Source organism: Cellulomonas sp. WB94, from assembly GCF_003115775.1.
Taxonomy (GTDB): domain Bacteria; phylum Actinomycetota; class Actinomycetes; order Actinomycetales; family Cellulomonadaceae; genus Cellulomonas_A.
The window spans coordinates 1,694,659-1,710,299 of the sequence record NZ_QEES01000002.1; the positions used below are offsets into that span (position 1 = coordinate 1,694,659).

At 72.9% G+C, this 15,641-nt stretch carries 16 protein-coding genes; 11 read left to right on the plus strand and 5 right to left on the minus strand.

Annotation, left to right across the window (positions count from 1 at the left end):
- Nucleotides 1–31 precede the first annotated feature (31 nt).
- The 4 genes from DDP54_RS08950 to DDP54_RS08965 all read left to right on the plus strand — a co-directional run bounded on the left by DDP54_RS08950 (nt 32) and on the right by DDP54_RS08965 (nt 4,735).
- Entirely contained in the window at nt 32–1,144 is a 1,113-nt protein-coding gene (locus DDP54_RS08950) for a thiamine ABC transporter substrate-binding protein (protein WP_109131449.1), read from the plus strand.
- A complete protein-coding gene (locus DDP54_RS08955) occupies nt 1,141–2,832 on the plus strand; it encodes an iron ABC transporter permease (protein WP_109132465.1) in 1,692 nt (563 codons plus the stop codon). Before DDP54_RS08950 ends, DDP54_RS08955 begins: the two co-directional genes overlap by 4 nt.
- A complete protein-coding gene (locus DDP54_RS08960; RefSeq protein WP_109131450.1) occupies nt 2,832–4,022 on the plus strand; it encodes an ABC transporter ATP-binding protein in 1,191 nt (396 codons plus the stop codon). Before DDP54_RS08955 ends, DDP54_RS08960 begins: the two co-directional genes overlap by 1 nt.
- A gap of 74 nt (nt 4,023–4,096) precedes the next feature.
- A complete protein-coding gene (locus DDP54_RS08965; RefSeq protein WP_109131451.1) occupies nt 4,097–4,735 on the plus strand; it encodes a GNAT family N-acetyltransferase in 639 nt (212 codons plus the stop codon).
- On the opposite strand, the gene DDP54_RS08970 is transcribed toward DDP54_RS08965, so the two are convergent.
- Nucleotides 4,732–5,844 carry a GNAT family N-acetyltransferase gene (locus tag DDP54_RS08970; RefSeq protein WP_109131452.1) on the minus strand — a complete coding sequence of 371 codons (1,113 nt, stop codon included), beginning with the start codon at nt 5,842–5,844 and terminating at the stop codon, nt 4,732–4,734. The genes DDP54_RS08965 and DDP54_RS08970 overlap by 4 nt on opposite strands.
- Before the next feature lie 79 nt (nt 5,845–5,923).
- Entirely contained in the window at nt 5,924–6,523 is a 600-nt protein-coding gene (locus DDP54_RS08975; RefSeq protein ID WP_109131453.1) for a YdeI/OmpD-associated family protein, read from the minus strand.
- Between the two features lie 138 nt (nt 6,524–6,661).
- On the opposite strand from DDP54_RS08975, the gene DDP54_RS08980 reads away from it, so the two are divergent.
- A complete protein-coding gene (locus tag DDP54_RS08980; protein ID WP_197711353.1) occupies nt 6,662–7,510 on the plus strand; it encodes a hypothetical protein in 849 nt (282 codons plus the stop codon).
- A gap of 9 nt (nt 7,511–7,519) precedes the next feature.
- Here the strand turns inward: DDP54_RS08980 and DDP54_RS08985 are convergent, their stop codons facing one another.
- Nucleotides 7,520–8,488 (minus strand): aldo/keto reductase, encoded by a 969-nt coding sequence (locus DDP54_RS08985; RefSeq protein ID WP_109131454.1) that lies wholly within the window; start codon nt 8,486–8,488, stop codon nt 7,520–7,522.
- 105 nt (nt 8,489–8,593) lie between these two features.
- Here DDP54_RS08985 and DDP54_RS08990 point away from each other — a divergent pair, with 105 nt between their 5' ends.
- Nucleotides 8,594–9,259 carry a TetR/AcrR family transcriptional regulator gene (locus DDP54_RS08990; RefSeq protein ID WP_109131455.1) on the plus strand — a complete coding sequence of 222 codons (666 nt, stop codon included), beginning with the start codon at nt 8,594–8,596 and terminating at the stop codon, nt 9,257–9,259.
- A gap of 32 nt (nt 9,260–9,291) precedes the next feature.
- Here the strand turns inward: DDP54_RS08990 and DDP54_RS08995 are convergent, their stop codons facing one another.
- Nucleotides 9,292–9,960: a hypothetical protein gene (locus tag DDP54_RS08995; protein ID WP_109131456.1), complete on the minus strand. Its 669-nt coding sequence runs from the start codon at nt 9,958–9,960 to the stop codon at nt 9,292–9,294.
- A gap of 106 nt (nt 9,961–10,066) precedes the next feature.
- On the opposite strand from DDP54_RS08995, the gene DDP54_RS09000 reads away from it, so the two are divergent.
- Nucleotides 10,067–10,762, plus strand: a complete 696-nt coding sequence (locus DDP54_RS09000; RefSeq protein WP_277949589.1) for a DUF2510 domain-containing protein — start codon at nt 10,067–10,069, stop codon at nt 10,760–10,762.
- Between the two features lie 6 nt (nt 10,763–10,768).
- On the opposite strand, the gene DDP54_RS09005 is transcribed toward DDP54_RS09000, so the two are convergent.
- Nucleotides 10,769–11,248 (minus strand): GNAT family N-acetyltransferase, encoded by a 480-nt coding sequence (locus DDP54_RS09005; protein ID WP_109131457.1) that lies wholly within the window; start codon nt 11,246–11,248, stop codon nt 10,769–10,771.
- Nucleotides 11,249–11,400: 152 nt separating this feature from the next.
- On the opposite strand from DDP54_RS09005, the gene DDP54_RS09010 reads away from it, so the two are divergent.
- The 4 genes from DDP54_RS09010 (at nt 11,401) to grpE (ending at nt 15,621) form a co-directional block, all read left to right on the plus strand.
- Nucleotides 11,401–11,814 carry a VOC family protein gene (locus tag DDP54_RS09010; RefSeq protein WP_109131458.1) on the plus strand — a complete coding sequence of 138 codons (414 nt, stop codon included), beginning with the start codon at nt 11,401–11,403 and terminating at the stop codon, nt 11,812–11,814.
- A gap of 127 nt (nt 11,815–11,941) precedes the next feature.
- Nucleotides 11,942–12,901, plus strand: coding sequence for a cold shock domain-containing protein (locus tag DDP54_RS09015; protein WP_109131459.1), 960 nt, complete (start codon nt 11,942–11,944; stop codon nt 12,899–12,901).
- Between the two features lie 234 nt (nt 12,902–13,135).
- On the plus strand, nt 13,136–14,992 hold the full coding sequence (dnaK, locus tag DDP54_RS09020) for a molecular chaperone DnaK (protein WP_109131460.1): 1,857 nt from the start codon (nt 13,136–13,138) through the stop codon (nt 14,990–14,992).
- Nucleotides 14,989–15,621 (plus strand): nucleotide exchange factor GrpE, encoded by a 633-nt coding sequence (gene grpE / locus DDP54_RS09025; protein WP_109131461.1) that lies wholly within the window; start codon nt 14,989–14,991, stop codon nt 15,619–15,621. The genes dnaK and grpE overlap by 4 nt, the downstream gene beginning before the upstream one ends.
- The last annotated feature ends 20 nt before the right edge of the window (nt 15,622–15,641 follow it).

Sequence of the window (15,641 nt, forward strand, 5' to 3'; positions counted from 1 at the left end):
CCCTCCTGCATCCACGAGGAGGAGCACCAGCATGACCACCACCCACACCGGCCGCCGCAGACGCGCGCTCGCGCTCGGCGCCGTGACCGTCGTCGCACTCGCGCTCGCGGGCTGCTCGGGGACGGCCTCGGGCACCGGCACGACGACCGGAGCGGCGTCGACCGCCGCGCCGACTGACGCCACCCCCGGCACCGTCACGCTCGTCACGCACGACTCGTTCGCGCTCAGCGACGGGCTGCTCGCGTCGTTCGAGTCCGCGACCGGGATCACCGTCAAGCAGGTCGCCCCGGGCGACGGCGGCACGCTCGTCAACCAGCTGATCCTCACGAAGGACGCCCCGCTGGGCGACCTCGCGTACGGGGTCGACAACTCGTTCGCGTCCCGCGCGATCGCCGAGGGGGTCTTCGCGCCGACGACGCCGACGGCACCTGCCGCAGCGGACGCCGCGAAGTACGCGGTCGACGACTCCGGGTCGCTCACCGCGATCGACTACGGGGACGTCTGCCTCAACGTCGACCACTCCTGGTTCACGGCGCACAGCCTCGCCGAGCCGACGACCCTCGAGGACCTCACGAAGCCCGAGTACAAGGACCTGCTCGTCGTCCCGAACGCCGCGACGTCCTCGCCGGGACTGGCGTTCCTGCTCGCGACGATCGGCAAGTTCGGCGCCGACGGCTGGCAGGCGTACTGGAAGGCCCTGCAGGCCAACGGCCTCCAGGTCGCCGACGGCTGGTCGGACGCCTACTACACCGACTTCACCGGTGGTGGGGGCGAGGGGACCCGGCCCGTCGTGCTCTCCTACGCGTCGTCCCCGCCCGACACGATCCCCGACGGCGGCGACACCCCGACCACCGGGGCGCTGCTCGGCACGTGCTTCCGCCAGGTCGAGTACGCCGGTGTCCTCGCGGGCGCCAAGAACCCGCAGGCCGCCGCGAAGCTCCTCGACTTCCTCCTGTCCGACGCCGTCCAGGCGGACATCCCCGGCTCGATGTACATGTACCCCGTGAGCACCGCCGTCACGCTGCCGCCCGTGTGGGCGCAGTGGGCGCCGCTGGCCGACCACCCGTACACGGTGGAGCCCGCCGACATCTCGGCGCACCGTGACGACTGGATCAAGCAGTGGACCGACCTCGTGACCGGGTGAGCGCGGCGCGGCGGCTCGTCGGCGGGCGCGGGGCAACCCTCGCGCTCGCCGCCGCGCTGCCGCTCGCGTTCCTGGGTGTCTTCTTCGCGTGGCCCGTCGCGACCCTCGTCGCGCGGGGCTTCGTGACGGACGGCGCCCTCGACCTGACGGGGTTCGCCGACGTGTTCGCCCGCCCCCGGACGTGGCGGATCATCGGGCTCACGCTGCTGCAGGCGTCGAGCGCGACCGTTCTCGCGGTCGCGCTCGGCGTGCCCGGCGCCTACGTGCTGTTCCGCTGCCGGTTCCGCGGCCGCGCGGCGGTGCGGGCGTTCGTGACGGTGCCGTTCGTCCTGCCGACGGTCGTCGTCGGGGTCGCGTTCCGAGCCCTGCTGGCCGACGGCGGGCCGCTCGGTGGGCTGCACCTCGACGGGACGCTCGCGGCGATCGTGCTGGCTTTTGTCTTCTTCAACTACGCCGTCGTCGTCCGTACGGTCGGCGGCCTCTGGGAGCACCTCGACCCGCGCGCCGAGCAGGCCGCCCGGGCGCTCGGCGCGTCCCCGGCGCGCGCGTTCGTCGAGGTCCCGCTGCCGTCGTTGACGCCCGCGATCGCGTCGGCCGCGGCGCTCGTGTTCCTGTTCTGCTCGACGGCGTTCGGCACCGTCCTGATCCTCGGCGGACTGAGGTTCGGCACGATCGAGACCGAGATCTGGATCCAGACGACCCAGTTCCTCGACCTGCGCGCGGCGTCGGTGCTGTCCGTCGTGCAGCTCGTCGTCGTCGCCGTGGTGCTCGCGCTCGCGGGCGGGGCGCGCGGCCGACGCGACCGTGCGCTGCGGCTCGCCGCGACCGAGGGCGCCGCGCACCCGTTGCGGCTGGGACGCGGGCACGGTGCGGACACGGCCGCCGCCGCGGTGACCGCCGTCGTCGTCGCGCTGCTGGCGCTGCCGCTCGTGACCCTCGTGGTGCGCTCGTTGCGGACGCCGTCGGGCTGGGGGATCGACCACTACGTCGCGCTCGGGACCACCGGGGGCCGCAACGCGCTCAGCGTGACGGTCTGGACCGCGGCCGCCAACTCGCTGCGCACCGCGCTCGCCGCGACGGTCCTCGCGGTCGTCGTGGGCGGGCTCGTCGCGTTCGTGGTGTCACGTCGGCCGCGCAGCCGCGTCGGACGGCGGACCGTGTCGGTGCTCGACGCCGTGTTCATGCTGCCGCTCGGCGTCTCGGCGGTGACCGTCGGGTTCGGGTTCCTCATCACCCTCGACCGCCCGCTCGGCATCCCCGTCGACCTGCGTACCAGCGGGCTGCTCGTGCCCATCGCCCAGGCGGTCGTGGCCGTGCCCGTCGTCGTACGAACCGTGCTCCCCGTGCTGCGTGCGATCGACCCGCGGCTGCGCGAGGCCGCCGCGACGCTCGGCGCCGGACCCGCGCGCGTGCTCGCTGCCGTCGACATGCCGATCGCGGCCCGGGCGCTCGGGCTGGCCGTCGGGTTCGCGTTCGCGGTGTCGCTCGGCGAGTTCGGTGCGACGTCCTTCCTGGCGCGCCCGGACGCGGCGACCCTGCCGGTCGTCATCTACCGGCTCATCGGGCGACCCGGGGCGCAGAACTACGGCATGGCGCTCGCGGCGTCGGTGGTGCTCGCGGTGATCACGGCGGGCATCATGGCGGTCGCCGAGCGTCTGCGCGGCTCGGCGGACGGATCGGAGTTCTGATGGCGCAGGGACCGCTCGCGGATCGCGGGCCGGGCATTGGGGCGTCGCTCGGGCAGTCGTCGCGCGGGCAGGCGTCGGGCGCGCGCGGGCTCAGCGTCCGTGGCCTCGTCGTGCGGTACCCCGCGGCGCGCGGCACCGAGGCCGTGACCGCGGTCGACGACGTGACCCTCGACATCGCACCGGGCGAGGTCCTCGCGCTCCTCGGGCCGTCCGGCTGCGGCAAGTCGTCGCTGCTGCGCGCGGTCGCGGGCCTCGAGCCGGCCGCCGCGGGCACCGTCGCGTGGGACGGCGCCGACCTCGCGGGTGTGCCGGTGCACCGGCGCGGGTTCGGGCTGATGTTCCAGGACGGCCAGCTGTTCCCGCACCGTGACGTCGCGGGGAACGTCGAGTTCGGGCTGCGCATGGCGGGTCTCGACCGGCCCGCGCGCGAGGCCCGGGTGCGCGAGCTCTTGGAGGTCGTCGGGCTCGCGGGCTACGAGCGGCGACCGGTCGCGACGCTGTCCGGCGGTGAGCAGCAGCGCGTCGCCCTGGCGCGGTCGCTCGCCCCGTCCCCGCGCCTGCTCCTGCTCGACGAGCCGCTGTCCGCGCTCGACCGCGCGCTGCGCGAGCGCCTCGCCGAGGACCTCCGCACCGCCCTCACCGCGACGGGCACGACGGCGCTGCTCGTCACCCACGACCATGACGAGGCGTTCGCGGTCGCCGACCGCATCGCGGTCATGGAGGCCGGCCGGCTGCTCCAGGTCGCCGAGCCCGCCGAGCTGTGGCAGCGGCCCCTGACGCGCCAGGTCGCGGAGTTCCTCGGGTACGAGGCGTTCGTGCCGCTCGGCTCTCCCGCGGCGGCGGCCCTGCACCGGGGTCTGGTCGGGCCGGGCTCCGACCCGGCGGGGGACCTCGCGCGCTCGATGGGCGGCTCGGGCGCCGGACCCGCCGCCGGTGCGTTCGCGCTCGCCCCGGGAGCGTTGCTGGTGACCGGGGACAGCGCCGCGCCGCCACCGCTCGGCCGCGACGACGACCCGGGCCTGCGGGGGACGGTCGTGGGCGTCGGATTCCAGCGCGGACGGGTCGAGCTGACGGTCGAGGTCGCGGGGGTCGGTCGCGTCACGGTGCACCCGCCCGCGAGCACCCGGCTCGTCGTGGGGTCGGTCGTCGAGCTGACCGTTGACGCGGCCGCCGTCGCGCGGGTGGACTAGCACTGCCGCTGGGCTCGGGTGCACAGGCCCGGGCTGCTGCGCGTACCCGCCGGATCAGGACGGACGGTGCTGCGATGACCGACACGACCCGCCAGACGACGGCTGACGCGATCACCGTCGTCCCCGCGAACGAGGCGACCTGGGACGACCTGCAGGCGATCTTCGGCACGCGGGGCGCCCCCGCGCAGTGCCGGTGCCAGTGGTTCAAGTTCCGGGACAGGGAGTACCAGACCGTCTCCGTCGAGGAACGCGCCGAGCGCCTGCGCGCCGAGACCGGCTGCGACCATCCCGAGGACGGCGCCACGAGCGGCCTCGTCGCCTACCTGGACGGTGAGCCCGTCGGCTGGTGTGCCGTCGAGCCCCGCACCGCCTACGTGCGCCTGCTCCGCACCCGCATCCCGTGGCTCGGGCGCTCCGAGGACAAGGCCGACGACGGCGTCTGGTCGGTGACGTGCTTCGTCACGCGCGTGGGCTTCCGTCGACGCGGCGTCAGCTACGCGCTCGCCCGGGCGGCAGTCGACTTCGCCCGCGAGCGCGGCGCCCGGGCCCTGGAGGGCTACGCGATGATCACGACGCCCGGCAAGGAGATCACCTGGGGCGAGCTGTACGTCGGCAGTCGCGGCGTGTTCGCCGCCGCCGGGTTCACCGAGGTCAGCCGTCCCAGCCTCCGGCGGGTCGTCATGCGGATCGACTTCGCGGCCGACGAGCGCTAGACGATCCGCGCCTGCCACTCGCCCGAGCCGCCGGCCGGGCGGAACCCGAGTGCCACGTTGATGCCGAGCATGTGGGCGTTCTCCTCGGCGTTCCAGGTGCCGATGCGTCGGGCACCCGGCTGCTCGACGGCGAGCCGTTGCAGGTTCGCGGTCTTGACCAGCATCCCGAGGCGGCGCCCACGGTGCTCGGCGAGGACGAGCGTGTCGTGCTGGTGCACGAACTCGTCGGTCCACGCCGGCCGCTTGAACGCGCTGAACGCGGCGAGGGTGCCCGTGGGGACGTGCACGGCGGCGGCCACGCTGTGGCGCATGCCCCGCTCACGGAGCTCGGCCTCGGTGGCGCGGACCCGGTCGGCGTCCCAGCGGTCCTCGTGGAGGTCGAGCCCGCCGCCCGGCGCGTCGGTGCTCATCCGCGTCTCGAGTTCGGCGAGCTGGTCGACCCACTCGTCCGGGCACGGGTCGTCCCAGGTCACGATGCGGTAGGCGTTGCCGGCGGCGGCCTGGGCCGACGCGTGCTGCCCGGCCAGGAAGGACGGATCGAGCGGGACGTCGAGCACCGAGAAGCGCGTGACCTGCTCGAGTGAGAACCCGTGGGCGAGCGCGAAGCGGACGCCGTCGTCGGTGGAACGGACCAGCCCGCTGCCGGTCGACGGTGCGATCGAGGCGGGCCCGGGCGCCGGCTCGGAGCGCTGGTCGGTCGACGTCGTCAGGGTGGTGCGACCGGCGGCCCGGGCGACGGCGACCGCGGCGTCGTGCAGAGCCGAGCCGATGCCGTGGCGCCGGGCGCCGGGACGCACCGAGATCTCGAGGTGGGCGGAGTGGGTGTTGTTGTCGACCGGGAGGGAGAGCGCCGCGCTGCCGACGACCCGCGCGGGGTCGGGCGCGCCGTCCGTCGCAGGTCCGGTGACGGCGACGAACCGCTCGCGGCGCAGGTAGCGCTGGTGGCGCAGGATCGCGAGGACCTCGTGCTCGGTGCGGGCCAGGTCCAGGTTGCCCCACGCGTCGCGGTGGGCCGCGTGCTCGACCGCGACGGCGCCGCGCAGCAGCCAGCTGTCGGGCGCATCGAGGCTCGCGGGCACAGTCAGCCTGCGCAGCGTCCAGGGGGTCATGGCGTCACCCAACCACCCTCGCGGGCGCATGGTCCACGGGTTTGTCCGGTCCGGTGTCGCGCGGCGAGCGGCGAGCGGCTCACCCGGTGTCGGGTCGGCGCTTCTGGGGGAAGGGTGTCTCGCCGCGGGACAGCGCGGCGACGAACCCCGCGATCCGGCGCGCTCGCGTCTCGGGCCGGATCGCGTCCTGCACGCGGTAGATCACCGCGAACCGGTTGCTGGCCGTCAGGGCGTCGAACCAGGCCTGGGCGGCCGGGTCGGCGGACAGTGCCGCGGCGAGGTCCTCGGGGACGACCGCGTCGGACTGCGCCGAGTAGGCCCGGTCCCAGCGGCCGTCCGTCTGCGCGGCCCGGACCTGAGCGCGACCGGCGTCGTGCATCCGACCCTCCTGCTCGAGCCGCCCGACGCGCGCGACGTTGGTCGCCGACCACACGCTGCGCGGTCGCCGCGGTGTCATGCGCTGGAACGAGCTCTCGGCGTCGCGTGACCGGGTCTGGCCGTCGATCCAGCCGAAGCAGAGCGCCTCCTGGACCGCCTGCTCGTAGGTCAGCTCGGTCGTGGCGCCGCCCTTCTTGTGCAGCACGAGCCACACGCCGGGCGAGGACGCGTGGTGCTCGAGGAGCCATGCGCGCCAGGTCGCGGCGTCGGGGAGGAGCAGCTCGTCGAGCTCGATGGCCATCGCCCCATCATGCCGAGCGCCACCGACAGGGGTCCGGTTCGCGACCGTCGACGGGGCGGCGCCCGTGCGCGGGGGGTGTGCGGGCGAGGGTGCCGGGGGCTACGGTCGAGGTGTCCGTTCTCGCAGAGGAGGCGTGACATGGCACCGCACCCGGACCGCCGCGAGATCGTGTCGGTGGTGATCGCCGCCGACTCTGACACGGTGTGGGCGCACGTGCGTGAGCCCGCCAAGATCCGCCGCTGGTTCGGCTGGCACGACGACGGCATCGACGACGAGATCCGTCGGGTGTTCGTCGAGGACGCCCGCGTCATGGAGTCGGACGAGCTCGCGTCCCGGGGCGGCCCGGTGCGCTCCCTGCTCTGGAGGGGCGGCGACGTCCTGACGGTCTGGCCGGCGACGACGCCCACGGTGGCGCACTCGGTCCTGACGGTGAGCCGCCGCGCCTACGAGTCGTTCGACGTGTTCTCCGGGTTGTACGACGACGTGGACGAGCGCTGGATCGCCTCGGCGCAACAGCTGCGGTTCGCCCTCGAGCTGCACCCGGGTGCCGACCGCCGCACGCTGCGGGCGGCAGGCCTCGACGCGGGCCCCCCGGGACGGCGCCTGCTCGACCGCGTCGGTCTGCACGGGGTCCGCGGCGTGCCCGTCGGGTGCCACTTCGAGGCGTGCCGACCGGACGGCACCATGCTCGGCGGGACGATCTGGCACCGCACCGAGTACCAGGTCGGCCTCCGGCTGCATGGCGCGAACGAGCCGTTGCTGATCATCGACCACAACCCCACGCCGTTGCGGACGTCGAACGGTCGGGTCACGGCCGTGCTGTCGACGTTCGGCACCGACGACGAGACGTTCGCAGCGATCGGTCAGCACTGGGCCCGCTGGTGGGGGCTGCGCGCTCCGGCGTACGGGACCGACCCACCGCCGGCCCCGGACCGTGCTCGCCTGCACCGGATGCTCCACCGGACCCGATCCGGCGTCCTCGTGTAGGAGCGTCGGTCAGAACCCCGCAGGAGCGTGCGGGCGGTACGGCTGCTCGAGCCGGCGGACCTCGTCGTCGGTCAGCGTGATCTCCAGGGCGGCCACCGCGTCGGTCAGGTGGCTCGCCGTGGTCGCCCCGATGATCGGCGCGGTGACGACCGGGTTGCGCGCGACCCACGCGAGCGCCACCTGCGCACGGGGGACCCCGCGCTCGGCAGCGACCTGCCCGACGGCGTCGACGATCGCCCGGTCACCCTCCTCGTACAGGCTCGCGCCGAACTCGTCCTTGCCGCTGCGGTTCGTCTCGGCGCCCCACTCGCGGGCGAGGCGGCCGCGCGCGAGCGGGCTCCACGGGATGACGCCGATGCCCTCGTCCGCGCACAACGGGTACATCTCGCGCTCCTCCTCGCGGTTGAGGAGGTTGTAGTGGTCCTGCATCGACACGAACGGCGTCCAGCCGTGCGCCCGCGCGAGGTGCTGGGCCTTCGACAGCTGCCAGGCGTACATGGACGACGCCCCGAGGTAGCGGGCCTTGCCGGCCTTGACGACGTCGTGCAGCGCCTCGAGGGTCTCCTCGATGGGGACCGTCGGGTCCCAGCGGTGGATCTGGTACAGGTCGACGTAGTCGGTGCCGAGGCGCCGCAGGCTGTGGTCGATCTCCGCGAGGATCGCCTTGCGCGAGAGCCCGGCGCCGTTCGGCCCGTCATGCATCCGGCCGTGCACCTTGGTCGCGAGGACGATCTCGTCGCGGCGGGTGAAGTCGGCCAGCGCGCGTCCGACGATCTCCTCGCTCGTGCCGCCCGAGTAGACGTTCGCGGTGTCGAAGAACGTGATCCCTGCCTCGACGGCCTGCCGGATGAGCGGGCGGCTGGTGTCCTCGTCGAGCGTCCACGGGTGCGCGCCGCTCGAGGGGTCGCCGAAGCTCATGCAGCCGAGCGCGAGCCGCGACACCTCAAGGCCGGTCGAACCGAGCTTCACGTAGTCCATGGGCGACAGTCTGCCCCCGCACGCGTCCGCCGCGCGGGCAGGTGGCGCGGCCCGGTATCCATCGGTAGTGGCACTACCACCAGATATTGGTAGTGTCGCTGCAACATGGTTCAGCCTCACGCACCGGCCCGGCTCGACGGCCGCTCCGAGCGCTCGCGCGCGACGCGGTCCCGCATCGTCGCGGCGGCCTCCGACCTGTTCGTCCGCGAGGGCTACTCCGCGACGAGCATCGAGACCCTGGCCCGCGCGGCCGGCGTCGGCGCCCAGACGGTCTACTACGGGTTCGGCACCAAGAAGGGCGTGCTCGCCGCATGCCTCGGTGCGGCGATCGGCGACGAGGGGCTCCGCGCCGTCCCGGTGCTCGAGCGTCCGACGGTGCGCGCGACCCTCGCCGAGCCCGACCCGGACCTGCGCCTCTTCCGTCAGGTCAGGGCCACGGCTGACGTGCTCGGTCGCGCGGCGGGGCTGCTCGACGTCGCGCGCGCCGCGGCCGCCGTCGACCCTGACCTCGCGGCCCTGTGGGAGGACTACGACGCCGAGCGGCGCGTGGTCCTGCGGGCCCTGGTCGGCTCGCTCGCGCGGGAGGGGTCGCTCCGACCGGGCCTCGCGCCTGTCGCGGCGACCGACGCGGCGGCCGTCGTGCTCGGTCCCGAGACCTGGAGCGCGCTCGTCACCCAGCGCGGCTGGCGTGCGCTCGAGTGGGCGCGCTGGGCGCACCGGCAGCTCGCCGCGGAACTGTTAGGCCGGCTGCCCGACGACGTGCGCCCCTGACCTCGGGCGCGGGTGATCTATCGGTAGCGACGCTACCGAATGGTTCCTGTAGCAACGCTACGGGTTGCTGCCGGCGGACGCCGGGACCGCGACGCGGCCCTCGGCACGAGCAGCCGCCGCAGCACGAGCCCGGTCGTGACCGCCATGGTGACGGCCATGGCCGCCCCGCCGAGAAGCCCGATCACGATGATCAGGGCCGTCGACTGACCGGGCTGCCACAGCGGTGTGCTGACGGCGCTGAACGCTCCGAGGCCGAGCGCCCACGCGAGCGCCGAGGCCCCGACCCAGCGCCCGGCGTGCTGCACGTGCCGACGCAGCTCGAGCCACTGCGCCGTGCCGATCGACGTGAGGAGCACGCCGCCGAGCACCAGTCCGAGCGCGATCTGCACCGGCACGGGCCAGTGGCGCCACGTCTCGAACGTGGTCGGCGCGAGCATCCCGCAGAACCAGGCGAGGGCGGCCGCGGCGGCAGTCAGCGTAACCCAGCGGTGACCGGAGGCCGCCGGGACCGCCTCGCGCAGCACCCGAGCCTGCGTCCAGCCGAGCACCGTGCCCTCGACCGCGCCGGCGACGACCATGACACCCAGCAGCGCAACGGGCGGCAGGTCGGTCAGCAGAGACGCGGCGGCGGTCGGCACGCAGAACCCGGCAAGCTCCCCGACACTGACCCAACAGATCCACCGCCGGAGCAACGCTGCCATGAGCCCATCGTGGCCCGGGGAGCCCCGTCGAGCACGCCGACCGGGTCACCGGCCCGGGTGACATCCGGGACCCCCGGGAGAAGACTGGGACGTACGGACTCTCACGTTGCGAGATGGCTCTCATGCCCCAGCACTGCCCCGACCTGGCTGGTATCCGGGCTCGACCTTGAGCGTGCCGCTGCTCCGCTTCTGGGACGGGGCGCGGTGGACGCCCCAGACCCGGCTGGTGGACAGCGACCCGGGCGGCGGAGGCGCGAAGCCGCCGCGCAAGAGGCGGTGGTGGCAGGCCGTCAAGTGGGGGGCCGTCGGCGCCTTCGTGCTCGCGGCAGCCGTCATCGGCGTCGCGCTCGCGAGGGGGCAGCAGGTCTGCAGCGTCAACACCCAGGGCGAGTTCGTCTTCGTCACCAAGGACGAGCAGTGCGTGCCCAAGGCGGAGCTCGCCAAGGCTCAGGAGGGCCTGAACGGCGAGCTGGCAGCCCCCAAGGCCGAGGCCGCCGCATTGCCGGTGCCCTCGACCCTGCCGGACCTCAACGGACGGTGGGCTGCGCTGGGCGGCATCACGTACGTGATCACCCAGGGCGGGAGCAACGCGACGATCGAGGAGTTCGTCCCCGGCTTTGGCTTCACCGCGAACGGCGTCGGCACCGTGACCGAGCAGGGGGCGCAGTTTGCGTTCCAGGCCTTCAACGGCAGCACGGGCTACGGCGACTACATGCTCCGAGAGCCGGGAGTCCTCGTCGGCACCGTCACGAACGTGACCCTGAACGCCGTGACGTCGGTCGTCCTGACGCGCGTGGGCTGACGGGCCTCAGAGCTCGCGCAGCAGGGTGTCGGAGCCGCCGTTGCGCCCGACGGCTGAGAACCCGTGCCGTGCGTAGAGGGCGCGCGCTGCGTCGTTCCCGTCCTCGACGCTGAGGCTCAGGGCGCGCCACCCCAGGGTGCGGGCCTGCTCGATGCAGCCGGCCAGCAGGGCTGAGCCCACCCCCTGTCCGCGCCGACCGCGGCTGACCCCCATGCCGATCTCCGGGATGTCGTCCGCGACATAGCCGTAGCCGGGCGCGGCAGCCGGCAGTGCCCGGGCCCAGATCGCACCGAGCGGCGTCTCGCCCTCGACGGCGACGAGGCCGAAGTCGCCCGGGCGCCGCCAGCCGCCGAGGTAGCGCGCGGTGTGGACGTCAGCGACGACCTGGTCCCGCGTGAGACGGGCTGTGCCGTCCCAGTTGAACGCCTCGAGGAGCATGTCGTCGAGCAGCTCGAGATCTTCGCTGGTCGCCTCCCTGAGCTGCATGCCGGCGATCGTCGCACGAGCCGTCCTGAGTCGAGGGTGATTCCGTCTCCGTCGTCCGGCACGCGCGGGCCTCTGACGGGAGCTGCTCGACGCCGACCGACGCGGCACCGAACGACGTTGCTGCGCACCTGCTCTGCGGGGATCCTGGCCGGATGATCGGTCGTCTGCACCACCTGGTCATCGACTGCCCTGACCCCGAGCTGCTGGCTGCCTTCTACAGCCGACTCCTCGGGCACCCGGTCACCTACCGTTCGCCGGACTTCGTCGTCGTGGCCGCGGCCGAGGACACCTCCGGTCTCGCGTTCCAACGGGCGCCTGACCACGAGCCGCCCGACTGGCCGGACCCCCACCGCCCGCAGCAGATGCACCTGGACGTCATGGTCGAGGACCCCGAGGTCGCCGACGCCGCGGTGCGCGCGATCGGCGCACGCCGCCTCGCTGCCGGGGACCACGTCTACGCCGACCCCGCCGGGCACCCGTTCTGCCTCATCCGGCGACCGTCGTGGGCGGCGCCGCTGGTCGACGCGGCCGGGCGTGCGGCCCCGCGGCCGGCGCCTCGTGCGTAGGAGGTCATCGGAGCTGCCCTCAATCCGGCGCGCTGACCCGCCAGGCGCCGCCTGGCGCCGGACACCTGTCCGCGGTTCTGTCAGCGACACTAGGTGACAGCAACATTCGTTCGACAAGGAGTCAACCGTGCCCCAGGGGACTGTCCGCTGGTTCGACGCCGAGCGTGGGTTCGGCTTCCTCGACCTCGGGGACGAGACCGAAGACCTGTTCGTGCATGCGTCCGAGGTCATGAACGACGACGGGACGAACCTGCTCCGCGAGGGCCAGGTCGTCGAGTTCGAGGTGGGCGAGGGGTCCCGCGGCCCGCAGGCGCGTCGCGTCCGGGTCACGGGCGACCACGCCCCGGATGCGCCCGTGGGCGTGCTCGGCACCGTCTCCTGGTACGAGCCGGGCAAGGGATACGGCTTCATCACGCCCGACGGCGGTGGCGCTGAGATCTTCGTGCACAGCTCGGCCATCGTGGTGGGCGGCGTGATCTCGGAGGGGCAGCGGGTCGCGTTCCTGGTCGTCGACGGGGAGAAGGGGCCGCAGGCGGACCACCTGCTGCCGCTCGGGGCCGAGGCCGCCCGGCCGGCTGTGGCGTCCGACGGGGCGGACGGCACCGTGACCTGGTACGACGCGGGCAAGGGCTTCGGGTTCGTCACGCCCGACTCCGGCGGCGAGGACGCCTTCGTCCACGTCCGGGCGCTGGCCGGGGGGCTGACCGAGCTGTCCGAGGGGGATCGCGTGACCTTCGACGTCGCCGAGAGCGAGCGGGGGCCACAGGCCCGCAACGTCCGGCTCGTGCGCGGCACGGCACATCGGGGTGCCCCCGCGGCATCGGCCCGCGGTCGGTCGGTCCCTCCGACGGCATCGGCGTCCCCGAGGGCATCGGACGGCCCTGTGCGCGGCGGCGAGGGCGTCGTCACGCGCTACGACGCAGAGCGTGGCTTCGGCTTCATCGCCCCGGACGCGGGGGGTGCGGACCTCTTCGTGCACGTGTCGGTCGTGAGGGGCTCCGCAGCGCTGCAGGAGGGCGATCGGGTCCGGTACAAGGTGCGACAGAGTGATCGGGGACCGCAGGCCGACAGCGTCGAACTGGCGTGAACTAGGCCTCGCCCTGCCACATCGAGTGCGTACCCACACGCAACAAGCACCTGGACAGGGCGTACGTCCAGCGGAATGTCATCGACCTGCCGAGAGTTGAGTCAGGCAGGCTCATGTTTGGGTCGAGCAACTTGCGCACGACGCAGCCTCGGCGCAGACTTGAGCCAGCAGGACTCAACACGCGCCCGGCGGGTAGTCGTCGGGCATCGGTAGACGAAGGACGAGGCAGCACACATGGCACGAGCAGTCGGGATCGACCTGGGCACGACCAACTCGGTGGTCTCCGTCCTCGAGGGCGGCGAGCCCACGGTTATCGCCAACGCTGAGGGCGCTCGCACGACCCCGTCGGTCGTCGCGTTCTCCAAGACCGGTGAGGTGCTCGTCGGCGAGGTCGCCAAGCGCCAGGCCGTGACCAACGTCGAGCGGACGATCACCTCGGTGAAGCGCCACATGGGCACCGACTGGCACGTCGCGATCGACGAGAAGAGCTACAACGCGCAGGAGATCTCCGCGCGCATCCTCGGCAAGCTCAAGCGCGACGCCGAGCAGTACCTGGGCGAGCCGGTGACCGACGCGGTCATCACGGTCCCCGCGTACTTCAACGACGCCGAGCGCCAGGCCACCAAGGACGCCGGGCAGATCGCCGGCCTCAACGTGCTGCGCATCGTCAACGAGCCGACCGCGGCCGCGCTCGCGTACGGCCTCGACAAGGGCAAGGAGGACGAGCTCATCCTCGTCTTCGACCTCGGCGGCGGCACGTTCGACGTGTCCCTCCTCGAGGTGGGCAAGGACGACGACTTCTCGACCATCGAGGTCCGCGCGACCTCCGGTGACAACCGCCTCGGCGGCGACGACTGGGACCAGCGCGTCGTCGAGTACCTGATCAAGCAGGTGAAGAACTCGACCGGCGTCGACCTGTCCAAGGACAAGATCGCGCTGCAGCGCCTGCGTGAGGCGTCGGAGCAGGCCAAGAAGGAGCTCTCGTCCGCGACGAGCACCAACATCTCGATGCAGTACCTGTCGATGAGCGAGAACGGCCCGATCCACCTCGACGAGAAGCTCACCCGCGCGCAGTTCCAGCAGATGACCACGGACCTGCTCGAGCGGACCAAGGCGCCGTTCCGGGCCGTCATCCGTGACGCCGGCATCAGCGTCGACGACATCGACCACATCGTGCTGGTCGGCGGCTCGACCCGTATGCCCGCCGTCGCCGACGTCGTGCGCGAGCTGACCGGTGGCAAGGAGCCCAACAAGGGCGTCAACCCGGACGAGGTCGTCGCTGTCGGCGCCGCGCTCCAGGCCGGCGTCATCAAGGGCGAGCGCAAGGACGTCCTGCTCATCGACGTCACCCCCCTGAGCCTCGGCATCGAGACCAAGGGCGGCGTCATGACCAAGCTCATCGAGCGCAACACTGCCATCCCGACCAAGCGCAGCGAGATCTTCTCGACGGCCGACGACAACCAGCCGTCCGTCCTCATCCAGGTGTTCCAGGGTGAGCGCGAGTTCGCCCGCGACAACAAGCCGCTCGGCACGTTCGAGCTCACCGGCATCGCGCCGGCCCCTCGCGGCGTCCCGCAGATCGAGGTCACGTTCGACATCGACGCCAACGGCATCGTGCACGTGTCCGCGAAGGACCGCGGCACCGGCAAGGAGCAGTCGATGACGATCACCGGCGGCTCCGCGCTGCCGAAGGACGAGATCGACCGGATGGTCAAGGAGGCCGAGGCCCACGCGGCCGAGGACAAGGCGCGCCGCGAGGAGGCCGAGACCCGCAACACCGCCGAGCAGCTCGTCTACTCGACGGAGAAGGTCCTCGCCGACAACGCGGACAAGGTGCCCGACGAGGTCAAGACCGAGGTCAACACCGCGATCGCCGAGCTCAAGACGGCCCTGGAGGGCTCGGAGGTCGAGGCGGTCAAGGCCAAGCAGACGCACCTCGCGACCGTCAGCCAGAAGATCGGCGAGGCCATCTACGCCTCCGAGCAGTCGGCAGCGGCCTCCGCCCCGGCCGACGGCGGCACCGAGACCCCCGCAGCCTCGGACGAGGACGTCGTCGACGCCGAGATCGTGGACGAGGACGAGGCCAAGTGAGCGACGCCGAGACCCCGAACCCGGAGGAGAACCCCCGGTTCACGGACAAGCGACGCATCGACCCGGAGACGGGTGCCGTGCGGGAGCCGACCGCGCCGGAGGGCGCGGAGGTCGACCCGCTCGCGGACCTCGACTTCGAGACGCCCCACACGGCGGGCGAGCTCGTGCCGAGCCACCAGCTCGAGGCCGCCGAGGCGCTCGCAGCCGAACGGCTCGACGATCTGCAGCGCCGCAACGCGGCCTACTTCAACCTCGAGACGCAGTACTCCAACTACGTCAAGCGGTCGAAGGCGGACGGGGCGATCCAGCGCGAGGAGGGCGTGGTGTCGGTCGTGGAGGCGCTCATCGGCGTCCTCGACGACATCGACCTCGCGCGTCAGCACGGTGACCTGGTCGGGCCGTTCGCCTCGATCGCCGAGAAGCTCGAGCAGACGCTCCAGCGGTTCGGCATCGAGAAGTACGGCGCGGTGGGTGAGGCGTTCGACCCGAACGTCCACGAGGCGCTCATGCACGGGCACTCACCGGACGTCACCGAGCCGACCGTCCAGGCGGTGCTGCAGCCCGGATACCGGGTAGGTGACAGGATCGTGCGCGCTGTCCGCGTCGCCGTCGTCGACCCCGAGGCCTGAGCCGCGGACGCAAGGAAAGA

Coding starts and splice junctions, on each gene's coding strand:
- DDP54_RS08950 (WP_109131449.1), top strand. CDS start 32: ATGACCACCACCCACACCGGCCGCCGCAGACGCGCGCTCGCGCTCGGC.
- DDP54_RS08960 (WP_109131450.1), top strand. CDS start 2,832: ATGGCGCAGGGACCGCTCGCGGATCGCGGGCCGGGCATTGGGGCGTCG.
- DDP54_RS08965 (WP_109131451.1), top strand. CDS start 4,097: ATGACCGACACGACCCGCCAGACGACGGCTGACGCGATCACCGTCGTC.
- DDP54_RS08970 (WP_109131452.1), bottom strand. CDS start 5,844: ATGACCCCCTGGACGCTGCGCAGGCTGACTGTGCCCGCGAGCCTCGAT.
- DDP54_RS08975 (WP_109131453.1), bottom strand. CDS start 6,523: ATGGCCATCGAGCTCGACGAGCTGCTCCTCCCCGACGCCGCGACCTGG.
- DDP54_RS08980 (WP_197711353.1), top strand. CDS start 6,662: ATGGCACCGCACCCGGACCGCCGCGAGATCGTGTCGGTGGTGATCGCC.
- DDP54_RS08985 (WP_109131454.1), bottom strand. CDS start 8,488: ATGGACTACGTGAAGCTCGGTTCGACCGGCCTTGAGGTGTCGCGGCTC.
- DDP54_RS08990 (WP_109131455.1), top strand. CDS start 8,594: ATGGTTCAGCCTCACGCACCGGCCCGGCTCGACGGCCGCTCCGAGCGC.
- DDP54_RS08995 (WP_109131456.1), bottom strand. CDS start 9,960: ATGGCAGCGTTGCTCCGGCGGTGGATCTGTTGGGTCAGTGTCGGGGAG.
- DDP54_RS09005 (WP_109131457.1), bottom strand. CDS start 11,248: ATGCAGCTCAGGGAGGCGACCAGCGAAGATCTCGAGCTGCTCGACGAC.
- DDP54_RS09010 (WP_109131458.1), top strand. CDS start 11,401: ATGATCGGTCGTCTGCACCACCTGGTCATCGACTGCCCTGACCCCGAG.
- dnaK (WP_109131460.1), top strand. CDS start 13,136: ATGGCACGAGCAGTCGGGATCGACCTGGGCACGACCAACTCGGTGGTC.